This window comes from Novosphingobium sp. PP1Y, assembly GCF_000253255.1.
Classification (GTDB): domain Bacteria; phylum Pseudomonadota; class Alphaproteobacteria; order Sphingomonadales; family Sphingomonadaceae; genus Novosphingobium.
Map to the genome: position 1 here is coordinate 3,256,219 of NC_015580.1, position 21,020 is coordinate 3,277,238.

The 21,020-nt window shown below is 61.1% G+C and carries 19 protein-coding genes; 15 read left to right on the forward strand and 4 right to left on the reverse strand.

Translation table 11 applies throughout. From position 1 onward, the window contains the following. Positions 1–33: 33 nt before the first annotated feature. Entirely contained in the window at positions 34–702 is a 669-nt protein-coding gene (locus PP1Y_RS21375; protein ID WP_007014739.1) for an outer membrane protein, read from the reverse strand. 271 nt (positions 703–973) lie between these two features. On the opposite strand from PP1Y_RS21375, the gene rlmN reads away from it, so the two are divergent. After that, positions 974–2,242: a 23S rRNA (adenine(2503)-C(2))-methyltransferase RlmN gene (rlmN, locus tag PP1Y_RS21380; RefSeq protein ID WP_013834059.1), complete on the forward strand. Its 1,269-nt coding sequence runs from the start codon at positions 974–976 to the stop codon at positions 2,240–2,242. Positions 2,243–2,445: 203 nt separating this feature from the next. Here rlmN and PP1Y_RS21385 read toward each other — a convergent pair whose 3' ends face one another. Further along, a complete protein-coding gene (locus PP1Y_RS21385) occupies positions 2,446–3,324 on the reverse strand; it encodes an OmpA family protein (RefSeq protein ID WP_013834060.1) in 879 nt (292 codons plus the stop codon). Positions 3,325–3,462: 138 nt separating this feature from the next. Here PP1Y_RS21385 and PP1Y_RS25880 point away from each other — a divergent pair, with 138 nt between their 5' ends. From PP1Y_RS25880 to PP1Y_RS21395, 4 genes are all read left to right on the forward strand, one after another. Next, complete coding sequence (locus PP1Y_RS25880) at positions 3,463–3,675, forward strand: hypothetical protein (protein ID WP_148275041.1); 213 nt, start codon at positions 3,463–3,465, stop codon at positions 3,673–3,675. 733 nt (positions 3,676–4,408) lie between these two features. Next, positions 4,409–4,582 carry a hypothetical protein gene (locus PP1Y_RS26055; protein WP_158511869.1) on the forward strand — a complete coding sequence of 58 codons (174 nt, stop codon included), beginning with the start codon at positions 4,409–4,411 and terminating at the stop codon, positions 4,580–4,582. A 348-nt stretch (positions 4,583–4,930) separates the two neighbouring features. Beyond that, positions 4,931–5,431 (forward strand): tyrosine-type recombinase/integrase, encoded by a 501-nt coding sequence (locus tag PP1Y_RS25500; RefSeq protein WP_013834062.1) that lies wholly within the window; start codon positions 4,931–4,933, stop codon positions 5,429–5,431. Positions 5,432–6,057: 626 nt separating this feature from the next. Continuing rightward, positions 6,058–6,321, forward strand: a complete 264-nt coding sequence (locus PP1Y_RS21395; RefSeq protein ID WP_013834063.1) for a transposase — start codon at positions 6,058–6,060, stop codon at positions 6,319–6,321. 549 nt (positions 6,322–6,870) lie between these two features. On the opposite strand, the gene PP1Y_RS21405 is transcribed toward PP1Y_RS21395, so the two are convergent. Continuing rightward, on the reverse strand, positions 6,871–8,784 hold the full coding sequence (locus PP1Y_RS21405) for an AMP-binding protein (protein ID WP_013834065.1): 1,914 nt from the start codon (positions 8,782–8,784) through the stop codon (positions 6,871–6,873). After that, positions 8,781–9,674, reverse strand: coding sequence for a DMT family transporter (locus PP1Y_RS21410; RefSeq protein ID WP_232512491.1), 894 nt, complete (start codon positions 9,672–9,674; stop codon positions 8,781–8,783). Before PP1Y_RS21410 ends, PP1Y_RS21405 begins: the two co-directional genes overlap by 4 nt. Positions 9,675–9,869: 195 nt before the next feature. Here PP1Y_RS21410 and PP1Y_RS21415 point away from each other — a divergent pair, with 195 nt between their 5' ends. The 10 genes from PP1Y_RS21415 (at position 9,870) to PP1Y_RS21460 (ending at position 20,994) form a co-directional block, all read left to right on the forward strand. Next, complete coding sequence (locus tag PP1Y_RS21415; protein ID WP_013834067.1) at positions 9,870–11,234, forward strand: aromatic ring-hydroxylating dioxygenase subunit alpha; 1,365 nt, start codon at positions 9,870–9,872, stop codon at positions 11,232–11,234. A gap of 41 nt (positions 11,235–11,275) precedes the next feature. Next, positions 11,276–11,800 (forward strand): aromatic-ring-hydroxylating dioxygenase subunit beta, encoded by a 525-nt coding sequence (locus PP1Y_RS21420; RefSeq protein ID WP_013834068.1) that lies wholly within the window; start codon positions 11,276–11,278, stop codon positions 11,798–11,800. 36 nt (positions 11,801–11,836) lie between these two features. Then, positions 11,837–12,934: an NAD(P)-dependent alcohol dehydrogenase gene (locus tag PP1Y_RS21425; RefSeq protein WP_013834069.1), complete on the forward strand. Its 1,098-nt coding sequence runs from the start codon at positions 11,837–11,839 to the stop codon at positions 12,932–12,934. Between the two features lie 106 nt (positions 12,935–13,040). Next, positions 13,041–15,707: a pyruvate, phosphate dikinase gene (gene ppdK, locus PP1Y_RS21430; protein WP_013834070.1), complete on the forward strand. Its 2,667-nt coding sequence runs from the start codon at positions 13,041–13,043 to the stop codon at positions 15,705–15,707. Positions 15,708–15,758: 51 nt separating this feature from the next. After that, on the forward strand, positions 15,759–16,721 hold the full coding sequence (locus PP1Y_RS21435) for a dihydrodipicolinate synthase family protein (protein WP_013834071.1): 963 nt from the start codon (positions 15,759–15,761) through the stop codon (positions 16,719–16,721). A gap of 20 nt (positions 16,722–16,741) precedes the next feature. Next, positions 16,742–17,755 carry a ketopantoate reductase family protein gene (locus PP1Y_RS21440; protein ID WP_013834072.1) on the forward strand — a complete coding sequence of 338 codons (1,014 nt, stop codon included), beginning with the start codon at positions 16,742–16,744 and terminating at the stop codon, positions 17,753–17,755. 22 nt (positions 17,756–17,777) lie between these two features. Beyond that, a complete protein-coding gene (locus PP1Y_RS21445; RefSeq protein ID WP_013834073.1) occupies positions 17,778–18,845 on the forward strand; it encodes a tartrate dehydrogenase in 1,068 nt (355 codons plus the stop codon). A 38-nt stretch (positions 18,846–18,883) separates the two neighbouring features. Continuing rightward, entirely contained in the window at positions 18,884–20,206 is a 1,323-nt protein-coding gene (locus PP1Y_RS21450; RefSeq protein WP_013834074.1) for an LLM class flavin-dependent oxidoreductase, read from the forward strand. A 54-nt stretch (positions 20,207–20,260) separates the two neighbouring features. Further along, a complete protein-coding gene (locus PP1Y_RS21455; RefSeq protein WP_013834075.1) occupies positions 20,261–20,548 on the forward strand; it encodes a DUF1330 domain-containing protein in 288 nt (95 codons plus the stop codon). A 26-nt stretch (positions 20,549–20,574) separates the two neighbouring features. Then, positions 20,575–20,994 (forward strand): BphX family protein, encoded by a 420-nt coding sequence (locus PP1Y_RS21460; protein ID WP_013834076.1) that lies wholly within the window; start codon positions 20,575–20,577, stop codon positions 20,992–20,994. Positions 20,995–21,020 lie beyond the last annotated feature (26 nt).

Below are 21,020 nucleotides of genomic sequence, written 5' to 3' on the forward strand. Positions count from 1 at the left end.
CCCCGCCCTCCTCTCTCCAAACCCGGGGCAGGATCAGAAGCGGACGCCGACGCCCGCAACGACCTGGTGACGATCGAGGTCGAGGTCGAAACGCTGACCGTCGGGGATGTCGCCGGTGTAGTCCAGCTCACCCTTCTCGTAGTTCGAATAGCGGTACTCGAGCTTGGCGAAGACGTTGTTGCTGACCGCCTGCTCGATGCCCGCACCGATACGCCAGCCGTCCGCATCGATATCGCGGTTGGTCACGACCGTGCCGTCGCCGTTGCGAACGTCGAACTTGGCGTTGGTGTAGCCGCCCTTGGCATAGACCATGGTCGAGGGCGACACCACGTAGCCCAGGCGCGCACCGAGGTAGAGGTCGCGGTTGGTCTTCACGTTGCCGATGCCGAAGCCTTCGAAGTCGCCGTTGTCGAACTTGGTCTTGGCGGTCGACCAGGTCACTTCGGCTTCGGGACCGACAACCACGTTGCCCATCTTGAAGTCGTAACCGGCGCCCACGCCATAGAGAAAGCCGTCGATCGACTGGTCGTTGTCGATGGAGGAATCGTCGTCGATGCTGCTGCCGGCCTTGCTCACGTCATAGCCTGCGAGCCCTTCGACGTGGAAACCCTCGAAGGGCTCGGCCGGACCGACGTCCTGCGCCATGGCCGGAACCGATGCGATGGCACTGCCGGCGGCGAGACAAACAAGGATCTTCTTCATGTGTAACTCCAATTCTTCTTCAACGGCAGGTTGCGCCTGCCTGGACCGATGGAATGCCCAGGGGCCGAGAGGAGTTTCATGAACGTAAGACAACGAAATCATTGATGTTTCTTGGCAACGCCACATCGACGAGATGCCTCTTCAAAGCGCCGGACGGCGGGAACCGAATGCGAACATTCGGCGTTCGCAGGCGCCTGCATGCGCTTCATGAATGTCTCGGAATCCTGCACCCTTCCGAAATGGCGCGCCTTGCACTATATGGCCGCCAATCATGTCAAACACGAAACTCATGCCGATCCCGGGGCACATAGACCCCGTGCCCGTCCCGCGTGACGTCACCCCGCGCGAGGATGGCCGTGTCGATCTCATCGGCCTGCCCAAGAAGCGCATCGCCGAACTGTTCGAGCAGGCGGGTCTGGACGCCAAGGCCGCGAAGCTGCGCGCCAAGCAGGTGTTCCACTGGCTCTACCATCGCGGCGTGACCGAGTTCGAGGCGATGACCGACATCGCCAAGACCATGCGCCCCTGGCTGGCCGAGCGTTTCGTCATCGGCCGCCCCGACATCGTCGAGGCCCAGCACTCCAGCGACGGCACGCGCAAGTGGCTGCTGCGCACCGCCGACGGGCACGACTTCGAGATGGTCTTCATTCCCGACGCGGACCGCGGTACGCTGTGCGTGTCCTCGCAGGTCGGCTGCACCCTGAACTGCCGCTTCTGCCACACCGGAACCATGCGGCTCGTGCGCAACCTCACTGTCGGCGAGATCGTCGGCCAAGTCATGCTGGCGCGCGATTCACTGGGCGAATGGCCCAAGGGCGCGAACGACACCCGCCTCGCCACGATGGCCGGTCTCGACGAGGAAGAGGACGAAGGCACCTACTCGGCTGACGGGCGCCTGCTCACCAATATCGTGATGATGGGTATGGGCGAGCCGCTCTACAATTTCGACAACGTGCGCGACGCGCTCAAGCTCGTCATGGACGGTGACGGCCTCGCCCTGTCCAAGCGCCGCATCACCCTGTCGACCTCGGGCGTGGTGCCGAAAATGGCGCTCTGCGGCGAGGAGATCGGCGTAAACCTCGCCGTCTCGCTCCATGCCGTGACCAAGGAGGTGCGCGATGAGATCGTGCCGATCAACAAGAAGTTCGGCATCGAGGAATTGCTGCAGGCCTGCGCCGACTATCCCGGCGCATCCAACGCCCGGCGCATCACCTTCGAGTACGTCATGCTCAAGGACAAGAACGACAGCGACGACGACGCGCGCGAACTGGTCCGCCTGCTCAAGCACTACAGGCTGCCGGCCAAGGTCAACCTGATCCCGTTCAACCCCTGGCCGGGCGCTCCCTATGAGTGCTCGACACCCGAACGCATCCGGTCATTCTCGAACATCGTCTTCGAGGCGGGCATCTCCGCGCCGGTGCGCACCCCGCGCGGCCGCGACATCGATGCCGCTTGCGGCCAGCTCAAGACTGCTGCGGAAAAGAAGAGCCGCGCCGAGCTGGAACGCCTCTATGCCGAAAAGGAACAGGCGCTCGGCTAAAGCGGGCCGCCTGTGATCGGGCGGGATCGGAGAACAGGACTGGCAAAGTCAGTGAGGCATGGGCCCGGCGACGGACTGCGCCCAAGGCTATCTCAGCGAATGGCGCGGCTACATGGCCTAAAGCTGGCAGAACCCGGAACCGTCCAACCGCGAGGACTTGCCCCGGAATGGAAACGGGGTGGGCCAGGCCCACCCCGCGTATCTCAAAGACCGTCGAGGCCCTTGCTGACCAGAATATTCACCTCAACGCGGCGGTTCTGGGCCTTACCCTCGACAGTGTCGTTGCTCGCCAGCGGATCGGCTTCCGACATGCCGGTGGGCGTGAGCATGCGATAGGGCTTCCAGTGGCAGGCCTGCTGCAGGTAGTTCACGACCCGGCCAGCGCGCTTCTCGCTGAGAACCTGATTGTAATCCTCGTTACCGGTCGAGTCCGTGTATCCCACGACCAGCAGCAGCGCATTATCCATGCCCTCGGCCTGGGCGGCCGTGGCGCACAGTGCGTCCTTCGCCTGCGGCGAAAGCGCCCACTTGCCCGTGTCGAAGTTCACATTGGTCGTGCCCTTGATGTTGTACTTGTCGATGTCACCCATGCGGCTGCGCAGCGCGTCGGTAGCGGCAGTCTGCTCGGCAAAGCGCTGGTCGGTGCCGTTGTGGATCATCGCCGCGGTCTTGAGATCCTTGCTCTTCAGGTCGATCTTGCTGGCCACGAGACCATAGCCCGACTGCAGCGTTTCCACGCTGACCGGCAGGCCATTGACGAGCGAAGTCGCTGCCAGTTTATCCTTGTCAAGGCCCAGGAAACCGCCAGTGGCCTTGATCACGGTGGCATCGTTGATCACGATGACCGTCTTGGTGCCATCGGCAGAAGTCACCTGCATCTTGTCGCCGCTGCGCGCCGAGATGAATCCCTCTACCTCGGGTCCTGCGGTCATCTGCGAAGTGTCTGCAGCACCGGTGTCATAGGTAGTCGTCAGAACATCGCCCTGCGAGGGATCCTGCGACTGCGCGAAGCTGCCGGTCGCCGGCAGGCTAAGCATGGCCAACATCAACATGGCCCTCGGACTTTTCGAAACGACACTCATTACGTTACTCCTTCAATTTGTATCAGCCGGCCCTGCTTGTTTGCGGCACTCAATCATGCCGGGCCCCGTGATTGCATCTCCGGCTGTCGGAAATCTGTTCACCCCGGTTTAGTAAGGTGTGCTACAGGACTGCAGCACATGAACGGCATTCGTGCGTGTTCAGGTCGTCCTTTCTGGCAGATGAACGTGCATGGCAGTAGCGCCGGTTGCGCAGTTAATTCGACCGCGATGTGCGACGAGTCGAGCCGGATCGCACTAAACAAACCCACGATCATGCCATGGTTAATTTACCATGACAGAACCGGCGAGTCATGGCTTGAAGTCGCGGCTCGCCATCCGATTCGCAACTGATATCGCGGGACTTTTCTCAAGTCGAAAGTTCCGGCCCTTGGCTGGCCATTGGCTGACGAGAGCTTGGCACCTTCGTTTAAGCATCTATCTTCAATCGTTTTTCTTTGAACCTGCGCCAGTTCCCGGATCAATTGAGTTCAACAGGGTCCCAAGACACCCGGCTCAAGCCGTTGGGCAAGCCGCCCCTGGATGGAGATGACTTACCCTAGCGACCGGCCTGCTTGCGTGCGGCATGACTTCCCAACAGCGCTCAGCCCGAGGCCAGTTCCCAGTTGCCGGTAGACATATATCCAGCGGTTCCAAGCGGGTACCGTGTGCCGACCGGCGATCCAGAAAAAAATGGCAGCCAATCGGAATTGGCTGCCATCAGTCTGATAGGGTTAAACCATTTCTGGATAGCCCATCGGGTCGCACCGGACATTTACTTCAAGAAGCGTCATGCCAAATTGTAAAATTACGACATTCAGGTACTGAAAGCCGTATTTACTCATGACTGTGAATAACTGTCCCTTTTTAGGCCAGTTATCGTACCATCGTTTACGCCCCTCCTGACAAGTCATTGCAAGCCGGATTCTGAAGGTCACCTTGGCGTCCCCCATCAATCTTTACTTGCCTTACAGGAACCTCGTCCGATCGCGGGATGAAACTGCGATATATGACCTTTGATAGAGCATGAATAATACGGTATTAACCACGCTAACGACAGGTCTGCCATATAGCAGGAGGATTGAGCATGGGAATTTTGCGAAGCTTCAAGGGGCTCTTGCGCGGCCATCGCGGTCGTCGCTCGTCGCTGGACATCGAAACAGCTGTGCGCTGGCACAAGCATGCGGAAAGCAATCAGGCCATCGGGACAGCCCTGTGCGCCGAACCTGCTCCAAAAATCAAACTCACTCAGATGCACTGATCCGGCAACCGGCATAGCAGGCTCCACCGGAGAGCCCCGGAAAACCACGGACGCTTCCGTTCCTCACACTTATGCAAGAGTGAGGAATATGACCGACAGTCATCCCGGGAACTATGCGCATGCGGAAGTTCTCGGAGGGGTTCAGCTCCGTCGGCGATGGACCCCGGAACAGAATCTCCGCTTGTGAAATGAGCGGCCCACGACGGCGAGACCATCCGCCTGCGCCAGCGCAAGACGAAGGTGCCGATCGTGATCCCGACGAGCGGACCTCTGAAGGTAGCGCTGAAGGCCGAATAGGATCGATACGCGCAGGAGAACAAGGATCTGGCGGAAACCATCCTCGCGACCGTGCACGGCACCGCCTGGACCGAATCGGGCTTCCGCGCCTCATGGCGAAAGGCGTGCATCAAGGCAGGCGTAACGGACGTCACCTTCCACGACCTGCGCGGCACCGCAGTGACCCGCCTGGCCATCGCCGGCGCCACGGTTCCCGAGATCGCAGCGATCACCGGCCACAGCATGAAGGAGGTCGGGAGCATCCACGGCGCCCACTACATGCACCGCGATCCCGCACTGAGCGAAGCGGCCATCCGAAAGCTCGAAGGGAGAACGATTTCTCCCAACCAAACGCCCAACTGCCCGGGCGATCTTGTCTTAAATCTGCAAAAATGCTTTAAAATCAATGGTAGCGGAGGAGGGAACCATCAGATATTTATAACCGTCTGGTTATTAGGCGCTATTTTTCCATTGGCCCTTAAAATACCCCCAGCACTACCCCCAAACTCGCTACGTTGCGACGAAACGATGTTGGCCTGCGTCAGGCCGATCTGCTGCTCGTATGGTCCCTGATTTGTCGCCAGCACGGCAGTTCGACCCAAATCTACCTTTCAATCAGCAGGTCCTTGGTTCGAGCCCAAGTGCCTGCACAATTTTTTTCAGGTATTTAGAAGCCTGCTTCAGGGTCAAAGATCGCCACGTCCACGGCTAGGTAGCTTTCTAGGTAGCTCTCGATCGCCCCCCTCGTCGCGATTTGCGATTAGAGAATCAGTGACGTCGAGCTTTGGCTGGCTCTCACTCGGGCCAAAACCCAATCAGCCTCTTGAAATTGCGTCGGCAGGTTGATTCGAAGGGTTCCCATGATTGACGGAGGGCCCTTTTGATGTCGCGCTCTTTGTTCTGGCTGTCGGATGAACCCTGGCTGGCGATCTAGCCTCAACTCCCGAGAAACCAGGCCGGAGCGCGGCGGGTGAATGATCGTCGTGTGATCTAGGGCATCCTGCATGTTCTGAAGTCTGGCTACTGCTGGTACATCTGCCCTCGGACCAAGGGCATCGACGACGAGCTACGACCGGTTCAACCGCCTGTCGCGAAGAGGCTCTGGACGATGGTTCTCGATGCCTTGGGCGTGCAGACATCGGCTGCGTTCGCGGCCGCTGTCTATAAAGCAAACCGCTTCAAACAATCACTGACGGCCGGTGCATCTTCGGCGTCACCATCAATCTGGCGACCTCGGCTGGACCGGGAGGATCACCAAACAAGGTGACGGAACGGTCAGCAAGCTGGTCTACGAGGCGGCCAACACGATCCTGACCCGCACAAAACAGAGCTTCGCGCTCAAAAGCTGGGCTCTCAAGATCGCCAAACGTCGCGGCCCGTGGAAGGCGCGTGTCGCGCTCGCGCCGCGCCTCGCAATGATCATGGATGCCATGCTGCGCGACGGAAACTCGTTCGAGGCCTGAGATAAGGTAGTATGCCCAGTGGTGACGCTCTCGAGCTGACCCGATGGCGGTGCCCGCGAGGGAACGCAGGGACGGACGAACTGCGAAGGTTGCCACATGGGCTTCCAACCTCGCTTCGAGTCAATGCAACGTCCGGCCTTGTGAGGCCCGATACAGCACCACCAGCCCTTCGGCCGGCGAGTGCGGACAGACCGTTTGGAACCCTCAAGGGACAAACCGCCAGCGATCACAAATCACAGATCAGCCCTAGAAGCGTTTGGAATCGACGCCGATGAGGCAGCTGTCGGTGATAACGGCAGCCATCAAGCTAGGGGTGACGACCGCCACTGCAAGGAAAGCGTATCTGGCGTTCGATCTCGACGAATAATGGCCCGCAAATGCATCAAAACCGGTCGTATCATCAAATCCCCCTGCCATCTTCCAGAACATTTTTTACCTGAACCTGACCTTGGCTGGAACTCCTGTAATCGCCCGCTGACGATGGCCTTGTCGGATTAAAACCTTAAAAGGTCGAAGAATATCAATACAGGTCAATCACATACCGGGATTTTATAGATGATGGTTGTTAAGTCCCAATTCTTCCCGATAAACCGCCGCAATCTTGGCCGGCGTTTCTGGCTCGTCAATTGTCGCGGGGATATCAAAGGGTTCGCGGTTCACGATCTTGCGGAGCAGGCTACGCAAGATCTTGCCAGAACGGGTCTTGGGCAATTGCTCAACGACCAGCACCGCCTTCATCGCCGCGATCGCACCAAGCTCGCTACGCACGGCAAGGACAGCGCGCTCGGCTATGCTCTTGTCTGCCGCATAACCAATCTGCGGGGTGACGAAAGCAATCGGTACCATACCTTTGAGGTTATCGTCCGCACCGACGACGGCGCATTCAGCGACACCTGGTTGCCGCGACACGATCTCTTCCATCTGTCCGGTCGACAGCCGATGACCGGCTATGTTGATGATGTCGTCGGTTCGTCCCATGATGTGCATGAAGCCCTCACTGTCGCGAAAGCCTGCATCACCGGTTTCGTAGTACCCAGGGAACGTCTCGAAATTTCGGACAAACGTGGCGTTGTTGTTCCACAGCGAACGGAAAGTGCCGGGCGGCAGCGGGGTCTTGATCACAACATTGCCGCTTGCCTTGTCGGGCAGAGCAAATCCTTCGTCGTCGAGGATGGCGAACTGATATCCTGGCACCGGAAAGCCAGCGCTGCCAGGCTTGCGGCGCAGATCCCCCATCGCGAAGCACGAAACGATGGCCGGCCAGCCAAGCTCGGTCTGCCACCAATGATCGATCACCGGCAAACCGCTTTCCCGCTCCAGCCAGGCAATCGTTTCCGGGTCGGCGCGTTCGCCGGCCAGAAACACGGCACGGCACGCGCCGACGCCGATCTCCTTCAGGTACCGGGCATCGGGATCCTCCTTGCGGATCGCCCGAATCGCGGTCGGCGCGGTGAAGAAACTCTTGACATTATGGCGCGCTATGGTCCGCCAGAACGTGCCGGGATCGGGTGTGCCGACAGGCTTGCCTTCGAACAGGACGGTCGTGGCCCCAACCAGCAGCGGGGCATAGACGATGTAGCTATGCCCCACCACCCAACCGACGTCCGAGGCAGCCCAGAACGTGTCCCCTGCCCCGATGCCATAGATGTTGGCCATCGACCACGACAGGGCCACGGCATGTCCGCCATTGTCGCGCACCACACCCTTGGGAGTTCCTGTGGTGCCCGAAGTGTAGAGGATGTAGAGCGGATCGCCGGAGGCGAGAGGAACGCATGGAGGCACCGGCATATCGGCGGTCCTCCGCCGCAGATCGTGCCAGTCAATGTCTCGGACGGGCATCAAGTCCGCGGTTAGCTGTTCGCGCTGGACCAGGACGACATGCTCGACCGAGTGGGCGGCAAGAACCAGCGCTTCGTCGACCAACGGCTTGTAGGCAATGGTGCGGCTGCCCTCGATTCCGCACGAAGCGGTGAGCACCAGTTTGGGGGTGGCATCGTCGATCCGCTTGGCCAGTTCGGGTGGGGCGAACCCGCCGAACACAACGGAATGGATCACACCGAGCCGCGCGCAAGCCAGCATCGCGAAAACCGTCTCGGGGATCATCGGCATGTAGAGGATTACCCGATCCCCCTTTTCCGCGCCGAGGCTCGCCAGCATCGCCGCCGTACGTTCGGTTTCGTACAGCAGTTCGCGGTAGGTGTAATGGCGGATGATTCCGGTTACCGGGCTGTCATAGGCAAGCGCCAGCGCATCGCCGCGTCCGGCCTGGACATGCCGGTCGAGGCAATTGTGGCATGTGTTCAGGATGCCTTCGGGAAACCAGCCCTTTCCTTGATCGTGCGCGCGCGGCGGGTTTGCGATCCAGTCGATCGCCTTTGCGGCCTCGAGCCAGAATTGGTCGGGGCGGTCCGCAGCGCACCGCACCGCGCCTCCATAAGCCACGGTCCCGGTCTCATCAATCATGATACCCGCTCTCCCCTGTTTTCTATCTGCCCCGCTGCTGCTCTGCGCGAAACGAATATCGCGGCCACCACAACGGCCGCTCCGACCATGTGATAGGTTTCGAGTCTCTCCCCCAGCAGCAGCACCGCCAGAAAAACACCAAACACTGTAGGCAGGTTCATGTAGACGCCGGCTCTTACTGAACCGATCAGGACTACCGCGCGGTTGAAGAACGCATAGGCAATCAGCGAGGGAAAGATGCCGACATAGAGCACTGCGCCAATCACTTCAATTTGTGGCGTGGCGACCCCGCTATCGGCCAGGCTGACCAGGTAAGGTACAGCCAGCGTTCCCATGCCGACCGCGAACAGCACCGCGAGCAGAGTGATGTGGTGTATGGCGGGCACCTTGCGCAAGAACGTCGCATAGGCCGAGTAAAGGAAGACCCCGGTCAGGGCGAGCAAGTCGCCATGGTTGAGCCCGCCAAGATGCAACGCGAAAGGCTGCCCTCTGGTCACGATCCAGACGACTCCGGCAAAGGACAGCGTCGCACTGGCAACCAATAGAGGCCTGATCCGCTCCCCAAAGAGGATGCTGGGCATGACCAGAGTCATGACCGGCATGGTCGATTGCAGCAGAAGGCTGTTGGTGGCTGTGGTGAGTTGCAGGCTCCAGTAAACGATGAAGGCGAACACCCCCACGCCGAACACGCCCAACACCGCGAGCAGGCGCCAGGACTCGCGCAGGACCCGACGATCGGCCACGATGTGCCGCCAGGCAAATGGCAGAACGAACAGCAACGCAACCACCCAACGCCAAAAGGCCAGCGACAGGGGAGAAAGCAAGTCGCGCGCCGCCCGGCCGACGATGGGGTTCAAGGCCCAGAACAGCGAAGCGAGCGAAAGCAGCAAGAATGGTGAATTCCACAGGTAACGAGGGGCACGCCGCCAGCCTGGAGGACAGTTGGCAGCACCCATCAGAACGAGCGGTCCGGCTGTCTCAATCCCACTTGCGTAGTATCGGCTTTTTGCATATCGTGCATCGCATTGCCCTTAGTGCACGAATCTGCCGAAGACAATCGCAGGTCGTGAAAACCGGAGAGAGCCATGAGCGGCGACACCACACTCGTAGACACGGTCAATTCCAGCCAGTCCCGCCAGGTTTTCTGGGACAAGGATGTCTACGATCTTGAAATTGAGCGGATTTTTTCCCGTGCATGGCTGATGCTCGGCCACAAATCGCTTGTGCCCAAACCGGGCGACTTCATCACGACCTACATGGCCGAAGACAAGGTCATCCTCTCGCATCAAAGCGACGGGACGTTCCGCGCCTTCATCAACTCTTGCAGCCATCGCGGCAACCAGATCTGTCACGCCGACAGCGGAAATGCCAAGGCGTTCGTCTGCAACTATCATGGCTGGGTGTTCGGACAGGATGGATCGCTTGTCGATGTCCCGCTCGAGTCGCGTTGCTACCACAACAGCCTCGACAAGGATGCGTTGGCGGCAAAATCCGTTCGGGTCGAAACATATAAGGGTTTCATTTTCGGTTGCCACGATCCCGAAGCGCCCAGCCTTGAGGACTATCTGGGTGAGTTCCGCTTCTATCTCGATACCATCTGGGAGGGCGCCGGCGGCGGACTGGAATTGCTTGGCCCGCCGATGAAGAGCCTGCTCCAGTGCAACTGGAAGGTACCGACCGAGAACTTCATCGGCGACGGTTATCACGTCGGCTGGACACATGCCGCCGCGCTCGGCCAGATCGGCGGCGAGCTGGCAGGCCTTTCGGGCAATCGCGCGGACATTCCCTTCGACGATCTTGGGCTGCAGTTCACGACCCGTCATGGCCACGGCTTCGGGGTGATCGACAACGCAGCGGCCGCAATCCACGTCAAGCGCGAGGGCTGGACCAAATATCTCGAGGATACGCGCGGCGAAGTGCGCCGCAAGTTCGGCCCGGAGCGCGAACGGCTCTATATGGGGCATTGGAACTGCTCGATCTTCCCCAACTGCTCGTTCCTCTACGGGACCAACACCTTCAAGATTTGGCATCCGCGCGGACCGCATGAAATCGAGGTATGGACCTATACCATGGTGCCGCGTGATGCCGATCCAGCTACCAAGAGCATGATCCAGCGCGAAGCGATCCGCACCTTCGGCACCGCCGGAACGCTGGAAAGCGATGACGGCGAAAACATGTCTTCGGCAACCTACATGAACCGTGGCGTGATCACGCGCGATGGCAGAATGAACTCCACGATGGGGGCCGGCTACGAAGGACCGCATCCGGTCTATCCCGGTATCGTCGGAATCAGCTTCATCGGCGAAACCTCCTACCGGGGCTTCTACCGGTTCTGGAAGGAAATGATCGATGCCCCGGATTGGGCGAGCGTGAAAGCAAACGACGACACTTGGGATTCGGTCTTCCCGAACCGCAATTTCTGGACTGAAAAGCTCGACGCCGCCGAGTGACCGCAAACGCCGATGAAAATATCGAGAATTACGGAGAGAACATGTCGTCCGAACAAGTACTGGTGACGCCGGATGTGCACTATGCCGTCGAGGCGCATTATCGCGCCGAGGTCAGACTTTTGCAGACCGGGCAGTACCGGGAATGGCTGCACGGAATGGTCGCCGAAGACATCCATTACTGGATGCCGATCTACGAACAGCGCTTCGCAAGGGACCGGCGCCCGGACCCGACGCCGGACGATGCGGCAATTTACAACGACGATTTCGGAGAGCTCAAGCAGCGCGTCGAACGGCTTTATTCAGGCCAGGTCTGGATGGAGGATCCGCCATCCAAGATCCGGTACTTCGTTTCGAATGTCGAAGCTTTCGAAGCCGGCAACGGTGAACTGGACGTCCTGTCGAACATCCTTGTCTACCGCAACCGCCGCCAGACCGAGGTCACGGTCCATACGTTGGGGCGCGAGGACAAGCTGCGCCGGGACGGCAATGGTTTCAAGGTCTTCCGGCGCAAACTGATCCTCGATGCGAGAGTCACGCAAGACAAGAATCTCTATTTCTTTTGCTGATAACGCGCGATTTGGCGCAAAACCGGGAGAAAATGCATGGAAGCCTACGCCGCGATCATCGAACGCCAAGGCGGGGACTTCGTCCTCGATAACGTATCGATCGAAGACCCCCGCGATGGTGAGGTGCTGGTAAAGGTTGCCGCGGCGGGCATGTGCCATACCGACCTGACTGTCCGCGACCAGTACTATCCGACCCCGCTGCCGGCCGTGCTCGGCCACGAGGGCGCGGGCGTCATCGAAAAGGTCGGACGCGGGGTTTCCACAGTCAAGCCAGGTGACAAGGTGGTCCTGTCGTTCAGCTACTGCGGCACCTGCCCGTCATGCCTCAAGGGGCATCAGGCCTATTGCCCCAGCCTATTTCCGCTCAATTTCATGGGCCGCAGGCTCGACGGATCGACCCCGATCACGCGCAACGGCGAGGACGTGAACGCCTGCTTCTTCGGCCAGTCCTCGTTCGCGACCTATTCGATTGCGAGCGAGAACAATTGCGTCAAGGTTGCCGACGACGCGCAGATCGAATTGCTCGGCCCGCTGGGCTGCGGCATTCAGACCGGCGCGGGAGCAATCCTCAATTCGCTGCAACCGGCTCCGGGTTCGTCGATCGCAATCTTCGGCGTAGGCTCGGTCGGTCTCAGCGCGCTGATGGCCGCCAAGTCGTCGGGCTGTCTCAAGATCATCGCGGTCGATCGCAATCCGGCTCGGCTCGAAGTCGCCCGCGAACTCGGCGCAACGGATGTCATCGACGCTTCGACCACCAATGCCCAGGAAGCGATTGTTGCGATGACCGGCGGCGGCACCGACTATGCGATGGATACGACCGCGATCCCGCAAGTGCTGCGTTCGGCGGTCGAAAGCACCCACAACATGGGGGAAACCGCAGTCGTGGGCGGCGCCAAAATGGGCACCGAATTTTCGCTTGATATGAACAACATCCTGTTCGGCCGCAAGCTGCGCGGGGTAGTGGAAGGCTCCAGCACGCCGCAGGTGTTCATTCCGCAGCTGATCGCGATGCAGAAGGCCGGCCTGTTCCCATTCGAGAAGCTCTGCTCGTTCTACGATTTCGATCAGATCAACCAGGCTGTCGAAGACACCGAAAAAACCGGCAGCGCGATCAAGGCCATCCTCCGGATGTAAGGACCGTGTTCGCCAGCCGCCTTGCCGCCCGTGTGGCGGCAAGGCGCGGCATGCCCGGGGACATGTTTGGCAAGAGCGGCACATTCCGCGGGGAAACTAGCAGCAAATGAAAACCGTCTACACGTTCGGCCCCGGCATTGCCCATGATGACTCGCGCGCCCGCGACAAGGCGGTAGTGGGCGGCAAAGGCGCCAATCTCGGCGAGATGGCGCGGATCGGGTTGCCTGTCCCACCCGGCTTCACCATCACAACCGAAGAATGCCTTCATTTCCTGCGCGATCGCCACAGCCAGTCCGCGCGCCTCGATGGCGAAGTCAGGTCGGCGCTGACCCATATCGAGCGCACGGTGGGCAAGAGGTTCGGCGATCGGCACGATCCCTTGCTGGTATCGGTTCGTTCCGGCGCCCGGGTCTCGATGCCGGGCATGATGGACACGATCCTCAACCTGGGCCTCAACGACCAAACGGTGCGTGGCTTGGCTGCTTCGTCTGGCGACGAGCGGTTTGCCTGGGACAGCTATCGCCGCTTCGTCCAGATGTACGCAAGCGTTGTGCTCGGGATCGATCACGCGCGGTTCGAGGACGCGCTGGAAAAGGCCAAGGAAGATCGCGGCGTCTCGCAGGACGTGGACCTGAGCGCCACCGATCTTCGTGACTTGATCGGCGAGTTCTTCGGCATCGTCGAGGCCGAACGCGGCGCTCCCTTTCCGCAGGACGTCGACGAGCAGCTTGCTTCCGCAATCGCTGCTGTATTCGAATCCTGGGAATCCGATCGCGCCAAGGTCTATCGCCGCCTCAACGGCATCCCTGGCGAATGGGGAACGGCGGTCAACGTCCAGGCGATGGTATTCGGCAATCTCGGCGAAACCAGCGCGACGGGCGTCGCCTTCACCCGCAATCCGGCAACCGGGGACAAGGCCTATTACGGAGAATGGCTGGTCAACGCCCAGGGCGAGGATGTGGTCGCCGGGATCCGGACGCCGCAATATCTGACGCTCGCAGCCCGCACGGCCGCCGGTGCCAAGCTGCCGTCGATGGAAGAGGCGCTGCCCGCGGTCTTCACGGAGCTCGCCCGCCTGTTCGAGCTGCTCGAGCTGCACTATCAGGACATGCAGGACATCGAATTCACGGTCGAGCGCGGCAAGCTCTATATCCTGCAGACCCGCTCCGGAAAGCGCACGGCCAAAGCCGCGCTGAAGATCGCCGTCGATATGGTCGAGGAAGGCCTGATCGCCGAGGAAGCGGCGATCAGGCGGATCGATCCGGCCTCGCTCGATCAGCTTCTGCATCCCACGCTCGATCCCGACGCGCCACGGACCCTGCTGGGATCGGGGCTTCCGGCTTCGCCGGGGGCTGCATCGGGCGCGGTCGTGTTCGACGCCGATACGGCTGCGGTGCGCGCCGAACTGGGGGAAAACGTCATCCTGGTCCGGCAGGAAACTTCGCCGGACGACATCCATGGCATGCATGTCGCTCGCGGAATTCTGACTGCCAAGGGCGGCATGACCAGCCATGCGGCGGTCGTCGCGCGGGGCATGGGGCGCCCTTGCGTCTCGGGGGCGTCCAGCCTGTCGATCGATTACCAGGCGCGATCAGCGGAGATTGGTGGCGTGCACATCGCCGAAGGTGACCTGATCACTATCGATGGCAGCACCGGCGAGATTTTCCAGGGCGCCCTGCCAACCGTGATGCCTGAGCTTGACCGCGAATTTGCGACGGTGATGGCCTGGGCCGATCGGCATCGCCGCATGAATGTGCGCACCAATGCCGAAACCCCGGTCGATTGCGAAGTCGCCCGCCAGTTCGGAGCGGAAGGCATCGGTCTGTGCCGCACCGAACACATGTTTTTCGACGGCGAACGCATCAACTTCATGCGCCAGATGATCCTGGCCGCGAATGTGGCTGAGCGGCTCGTCGCGCTCGATCGGTTGTTGCCCGAACAGCGTAGCGATTTCGCCCGGATTTTCGAGATCATGCAGGGGCTTCCCGTCACGGTGCGGCTGCTCGATCCCCCACTCCATGAGTTTCTTCCCCATTCCGAATCGGAATTCACCGAGCTGTCCGCCGCCGTCGGCATCGGCGTGGATCAGCTCAGACGCCGGGCCGAGGAATTAGCCGAGTCCAATCCGATGCTCGGCCACCGCGGCTGCCGCCTGGGCGTGGTCTATCCGGAAATCTACGAGATGCAGGCCCGCGCAATCTTCGAAGCGGCCTGCGCGGTGAGCCGGGAGACCGGCCAACCGGTCGTGCCGGAAATCATGATCCCCCTTGTCGGCACGGCCCGCGAACTCGACATGCTCAAGCAGACTGTGATCCGGGTGTCGGAAGCGGTCTTCGCGGAGCAGGCATTGACGGTTGAATTCACCGTCGGGACCATGATCGAATTGCCCCGCGCCGCGCTGGTGGCGGACGAAATCGCTAAGGTTGGCGAGTTTTTCTCGTTCGGCACCAACGATCTTACCCAGACCACGCTGGGCATCAGCCGGGACGATGCCGGACGGTTTCTTGGCAGCTACATAGACAAGGGCATCTATGCCAAGGATCCGTTCGTCAGCATCGATGTCGACGGGGTCGGCAAGCTGATTGAGATGGCCGCCCGGCTGGGCCGTGAGACGCGCGCCGACATCAAGCTGGGGATCTGCGGTGAACACGGTGGCGATCCGGCCTCGATCGCTTTCTGCGACCGGGTCGGCCTCGATTATGTCAGCGCCTCTCCGTTCCGCGTTCCGATCGCGCGCCTTGCCGCTGCCCAATCGGCGCTGGCCGCAACCTAGCTCGGCACATTGCCAACAAGTCAACCAGACAAAGGGTGAAGGAATACTAACATGGACTACGATCGCAAAGACGCCAAGAAGTGGGCCACCGAGACAGTCCGGGGGTTCTACCAGTGCCCGATCACCCCGATGACCGCCGACCACAAGTTTGATATCGACGGGATCCGCTACAACATCGACAAATACGTCGAAATGGGCCTTGATGGCCTGGTTGTCGGCGGCTTCATTGCCGAATGCTGGAACGTCACTCCGTCCGAATGGATGCGCTTTCACGAGATCGTCGCCGATGCCAACGCCGGGCGGCTCGACCTGTGGACGATCATCCTCGACCCGTCGGTCCACCTCGCGCTCGAAAAGATGCAGTTCGTCGAGAAGCTGGGTTTCAACGGCGCCGAGGTCATCAATCCCGTCGTCCAGCTTCGCACTGACGACGAGATTTTCGCCTGGTTCAAGTATCTGACCGATCGCAGCAACATGGCGGTCTGCCTCTACCGCACGCCGGTTTCGGGCACGGTGCTGAGCTGGAACCTGATGCGCCGCCTGGCCGATCTCGAGACCGTGATCGGGGTCAAGCAGGGTGCGCTTAACCGCGCCGAGACGATCAAGATCCGCAGCCTGATGCCCGAAGGCTTCAACACCATGGAGCCGTTCGAATATTTCTTCCTCGAAGACCTCCGGCTGGGCGGGACGGTGTGCTGGGGCGAACTGTCGTTCATGCTCTATGGCAAAAAGCGCCACCTCGCGCGCGACTATATCAACCTCGCCAACCAGGGCAAATGGGAAGAGGCCCGCACCAAGTGGGAAGGCCTGCACGATGTCCGCGAATATTACCATGACCAGTTTGTCTGGGATATTGCGCGCACCGCGACCTATGCTTCGGCACTGGCGAACATCAAGGCGTGGTATGAGGCGATCGGCCTCAAGGCCGGCCCGATCCTGCCGCCGGTTGCCGACGTGACCCCGCAGAAGAAGGAAGAGATCAGAGCCAAGCTCATCGAGCTCGGCATCGCCTGATCGAACGCGGGACATCGGCAATGACGAAACAATTGCATTTCTGCATCCACGGCGCAGGCGGTCTTGGTTCCGTTGTCGGCGGCTTCCTGGCCCGCGGCGGACACAAGGTAACGCTGATTGCGCGCAAACCCCATGTCGAGGCAATCCGTCAGGGCGGTCTGCAAATCGAAGGGGTGCGTGCACAGTTCGTGCAGCGCGACAACCTGTTCGCGGTCGAGACCCCGGCTGAGGTCGAGGACGCGATCGACTATTACATCTTGCTGACCAAGGCGAAGGGCACCGATCAGGCGCTGGCCGATGCGACAGTGCTGGTTGACCGGACAGCCTGCGCCCTCACCTTGCAGAACGGGGTTGGCAAGGAAGGCCGGCTGCAGGCCGCGTTCGGCAAGGACAAGGTGATCGGCGGGTCGATCATGGACGGCGCAACCCTGCTCGAACCCGGCCGCGCGCTCAACCACATGGCCGTCCCGGTAACCGCCTATTTTGGTGAACTGGGAGGCGGGGAAAGCGATCGCACCCGGACCATGGCCGAGGCGCTCGACTCAGCCGGGATGGGGTCCCGCTCGACTGCCGACATCACCCATGTCCATTGGGAAAAACTGGTCCAGGTCGGAAGTGCTTCATCGTGGAGCGCCAGCACCCTGGGCGGCATCAAAGAGCTCGATTTCATCGACGGTGTGGCGGTACGCGAAGGCGCGGCCCAGTATGTCCTGATCGTCAAGGACCTGCTGGCGATCTACAATGCGCTGGGGTACGAACCGCAAAATTTCTTCGCGCCCGTCTCACGGCTCGTCGAGATCAACGGAGAAAGCTTCGACGAAGCGCTCGCCGGGGTGATGGCCATGGTCGGCCGGTTCAAGCCGGAGAATCGCCCGGTGCGGACCTCGATGCACGATGACCTGGTGGCAGGACGGCGCATGGAGGTCGACGAAATTCTGGGACCGCTCGCCGAGGCCGCCGAACGCCTCGGCGTCGATGCGCCGACATTCCTGGGGGCTTACCGGGTCCTCAAGACCCTGAACACCTACCTTTGACCTTTCGGCACGGGAAGCCCGCTTGAACCGCTATACCATAGCCAATATTCCCGGCGACGGCATCGGCCGCGAGGTTCTGCCCGCCGGGGTGCAGGTCTTGTCGGCGGTCGCGCAGCGATGCGGCTTCGCGCTCGAGTTTCGCGACTTCGACTGGAGCTGCGAAACCTATCTCGCCACCGGGAAAATGATGCCCGATGACGGGCTCACCCGGCTTGCCGATCATGACGCAATCTTCCTTGGCGCGGTCGGTTACCCGGGGGTGCCCGATCACGTCTCGCTGTGGGGCCTGCTGCTGCCGATCCGGCGCGAATTCGATCAATATGTCAATCTCCGACCGGTGCGGTTGCTGCCCGGCATTCGCTCGCCGCTGCGCGACAAGAGCACCGGCGATATCGACTTCTGGGTGGTGCGGGAAAATTCGGAAGGCGAATATTCCCAGATCGGCGGCCGCACCGGCACCGGCGAGGATGAAATCGTCATCCAGCAGGCAGTATTCACCCGCCGCGGCACCGACCGGATCCTGCGTTACGCCTTCGATTTCGCGCGCAAGCTTGGCCGGCCGCATGTCACCTCGGCCACCAAGTCGAACGGGCTCTACCATTCGATGCCGTTCTGGGACGAGCGTTTCGCGGCGATCGGCGCGGAATATCCCGGGATCGCCACCGACCAGTACCATATCGACATTCTGGCCGCCCGCTTCGTGATGTCACCCGAACGGTTCGACGTGGTGGTCGGATCCAATCTGTTCGGCGACATCCTGTCCGATCTCGGTCCCGGCGTAACCGGGACGATAGCGGTCGCGCCGTCGGCCAATCTCAATCCGTCGCGGCGCTATCCGTCGATGTTCGAACCGGTGCACGGATCGGCTCCGGACATTGCCGGCCAGGGCATTGCCAATCCGATCGGACAGATCTGGTCGGGGGCGATGATGCTCGACCATCTGGGAGAAGCGGAAGCCGCAGCGATGGTGCTGGCCGCGATCGAAGCGGTCCTGCGCGATCCGCAAGCAGTCCTGACCCCCGATCTGGGCGGCAACGGCAGTACAGCGGTCCTGACCCGCCAAATATTGGAAAAGCTGCAGGGAAGGTGATCCCCGGCAGTCTTCGCGAGCCTGAAGGAACAAAACGCATGAGCCTGCAACGTCAGCTTCACCTCGGCGCGTTCATGCGGCCGGTCAGCATCCATACCGGCGCCTGGCGCTACCCCGGGGCAATCCCGGATGCGAATTTCAACTTCGCCGCGATCCGGCAATTCGCGCGCAAGCTGGAAGCAGGCAAGTTCGACGCCTTTTTCATGGCTGATCATCTCGGGGTCCTGAACATGCCGGTCGAGGCGCTGCGGCGCAGCCACACCGTCACCTCGTTCGAACCCTTCACCCTGCTGTCGGCGCTGGCTGGCGCCACCGAACGGATCGGGCTGGTCGCCACTGCCTCCACCACCTTCGACGAACCCTTTCACGTCGCGCGCCGCTTTGCCTCGCTCGATCACCTCAGCGGCGGGCGGGCCGGCTGGAACGTCGTCACCACGTCCAACCCCGAGAGCGCCAAGAATTTCGGGTTCGAGGTGCAGCCCGATCATTCCGGCCGCTACGGGCGCGCCCGCGAATTCTACGACGTCGTGACTGGCCTGTGGGACAGCTTCGCGGAAGACGCCTTCGTCTGCGATGCGGAAAGCGGCATCTATTTCGATCCCGCACGGATGCACGTCCTCGATCACAAGGGCCCGCATTTCTCCGTTCGCGGGCCGCTCAACATTGCCCGCCCTCCGCAAGGCTGGCCGGTCATCTTCCAGGCCGGGGCCTCGGATCCTGGACGCCAACTTGCCGCCGAAACCGCCGAAGTCGTCTTTGCCGCCGGATCGAATTTTGCCGCCGCCAAGAGCTTTTATTCCGATGTGAAAGGGCGGATGATCGCGATCGGACGCAATCCCGATCATCTCAAGATCCTGCCCGCCGCGCTCGTCGTTGTCGGTGACACGGTCGAGCAGGCCAAGGCCAAGCGCGCTCACCTGGACAGCCTGGTTCACTATGAAAGCGGGATTCACTCGCTGTGCGGCATGCTCGATCACGATGTTTCGGGGTTCGACCCCGATGGCCCCCTCCCCGAGATACCCGATACCAACGCCAGCAAGACTTCTCGTGAAATGCTGGTCACGCAAGCCCGGCAGTACAACCTCACGATCCGCCAGCTCGCCGCGAAAGCCGGCAGCTATGCCGGGCTCGCCTTCGTCGGCACTCCGGCTTCGATCGCCGACGAGATGGAGCAATGGCTGGAGGAGCGCGGTTCGGACGGGTTCGTCGTGATGTTCCCCTATCTGCCGGAGGGGCTCGACGATTTCGTCGATCGGGTCGTGCCCGAATTGCAGCGCCGGGGCATTTTCCGCAAGGACTACCAAGGCACGACCCTGCGCGATCATTTCGGGTTGCCGCGCCCCGGCAATCGATTCTTTTGACGCGGCGAACCGAAAGCCGCAGACCAGACCGCTAACGACACGGAGGGAACAACCATGGCCGCCTATTTCATCGCTTCCGTCACCTCGCACGACGATGGCTGGGTTGCGGACTACCAAGCCAATGTTCCGCCGATGGTTGCGCGGTTCGGCGGCGAACTAATCTGCCGCTCCAACCAGTTCGAACGCTTCGAAGGCGAAGGCGCGGCGCCGCACTATACGGTGATCATCCGCTTCCCCGCGATGGCGGATGTCCAAGCGTTCATGGCCTGCCCCGACTATGCGCCGTTCAAGGTTGCACGGATCGCCGGCGCAACGTCCGACATTTTCGCGGTCGCCGACTGACCGGCGCAGCCTTTGGAGATCGAACCATGCAAAGCCTGCGCATCTTCTTCATCGCCAGCGGAATCTGGTACCTGTGCAATCTGGTCCTGCTCTGGCCGCCGGTCTATGCAGGGGCCCTGCCCCTGATCTATCCGGGAATCGATCTGGGCCAGGGCCAGCCGGTGTTCGATCTGCTGCTCGATGCCTGGCTGATCGTCGGGATACAGCTGGCCGCGATCGGTGTTGTCGCCCTGTGGGGCGCGCGGCAGCCGTGGAAATACATCGCGCTGGTCCCGGTGATCGTGCTCACCGAAGCGGTCGGCGCGGCCTGGGACATCTACAGCCTGTTATGCAGCGGCGAGGCGGAATGGGTCGTCTTCACAACGCTGGCGGCTCATGCTGTGATTGTACTCGGAGCCTGGTACGCCTGGACCGCGGCGCACCGGGAAAAGGCGCAACAAGGCTGAGGAGCTAGATCACCGGTTGGAGAACC